2 protein-coding genes and 1 pseudogene are annotated in these 1,549 nt (G+C 65.1%); all 3 read right to left on the reverse strand.

Translation table 11 applies throughout. The features are described from left to right. A partial coding sequence (locus MOV75_RS37595; protein ID WP_247007934.1) for an ATP-binding cassette domain-containing protein occupies positions 1-468 on the reverse strand: 468 nt, incomplete at its 3' end. A 20-nt stretch (positions 469-488) separates the two neighbouring features. Continuing rightward, positions 489-1,295, reverse strand: a complete 807-nt coding sequence (ssuC, locus tag MOV75_RS37600; protein WP_246932577.1) for an aliphatic sulfonate ABC transporter permease SsuC — start codon at positions 1,293-1,295, stop codon at positions 489-491. Beyond that, a pseudogene (locus MOV75_RS37605) lies at positions 1,292-1,549 on the reverse strand (alkanesulfonate monooxygenase); the annotation flags it as partial. The gene ssuC and the pseudogene MOV75_RS37605, both read right to left, overlap by 4 nt.

The raw sequence follows: 1,549 nt of genomic DNA on the forward strand, positions 1-1,549 counted from the left end.
AAGCCCGACCTCGGTCAGCGCCTTCTCGGCACGTGCATGTGCATCGGCGGAGGCACGTTCGCGGCCGAGGCCCACCTCGACGTTGGCGAGCACCCGCGCCCAGGGCAGGAGCCGCGGCTCCTGGAACATCACGCGGATGTCTTCGGGCTGGATATCCTGGCCGAAGCTGATGCTGCCGGCGTCGATCTTGTCGAGACCGGCGATGAGGCGCAGCAGCGTGCTCTTGCCGCAACCGCTCTTGCCGACGATGGCGACGAACTGGCCGGCGGGAATGTGCAAGTCGATGCCGCGCAGCACCTCGTTGTCGCCGAAGGATTTGCGCAAGCCACGGATGCTGAGCGGCAGCCCGATCGCCTGCGCTTGACGTTCTCCTTGCCGCTCCTCGCGCACCACACGGGCGTGCGGCGCGAAATTGGCGCGGCTGACAAAGTCGGTTTCCGGAAGGGAGCTACGAACGGCTGTCTGCATGTGATTCCCAGTATTTCTGCTCAACGTTTCCAATAGGCGGGGTGCCAGGAGAGCGTGAGACGCTCCAGCACGCGGGAGGCGCTGTCGGCAAGCTTGCCGAGCAGGGCGTAGATCAGGATCGAGAGCACGACGACGTCGATGAGCATGAACTCGCGCGCCTGCATCGCCATGTAGCCGAGGCCTGAGGAGGCCGCGATGGTCTCGGCGACGATCAAAGTCAGCCACATGATGCCGAGTGCGAAGCGGATGCCGACGAAGATCGAGGGCAGCGCGCCCGGGAAGATGACGCGGCGGAACAGTTCGCCATCGGTCATGCCGTAGATGCGGCCCATCTCGATCAGCTGCGGATCGACGGTGCGGATGCCGTGCAGCGTGTTGAGGTAGATCGGGAAGAACACGCCGAGCGCCACCAGAAACAGCTTTGCGCTCTCGTCGATGCCGAACCAGAGGATGACCAGCGGGATCAGCGCCAGGTGCGGCACGTTGCGCACCATTTGCAGCGTGGTGTCGGTGAGTTTTGCCGAGAGCTGCGACAGGCCGTTGGCAAGCCCAAAGGCGAAGCCGATGCTCCCGCCGATCAGGAAACCGATCGAGGCGCGCCAGAACGAGACCCAGATGTTGCGGACGAGTTCGCCGGAGAGCAGCAGCTTCCAGCCTGCGAGCAGGACGTCGCTCGGCGCCGGCAGCACGCGGGTCGGCACGAAGCCGGTGACGCTCGCGACCTGCCAGATCGCGATGATGGCGAGCGGCACGATCCACTGGATCAGGCCGTCGACCCGCGGCAGACGAAAGCTGCGCGGAAGTGAAACGCTGTCGATCAGGCTCATGACTGCGACACCCGGTGCTGCGGACGAAAGTCGCTGCCGACCGTCTCGCCGAAAGGACCGCCGTTGAAATGCAGCCTGGTCACGTTGCTCGGCTGCTCCAGCGCGAGCAGCGGGAACACCAGTTCGGCGAAGCGATAGGCTTCCTCCAGATGCGGGTAGCCCGACATGATGAAGGTATCGATGCCGAGATCCTGATACTCCTTGATGCGGGCCGCGACGGTCGCGGCATCGCCGACCAGCGCGGTGCAGGCGCC

This window comes from Bradyrhizobium sp. PRIMUS42, from assembly GCF_023006515.1.
GTDB lineage: Bacteria > Pseudomonadota > Alphaproteobacteria > Rhizobiales > Xanthobacteraceae > Bradyrhizobium.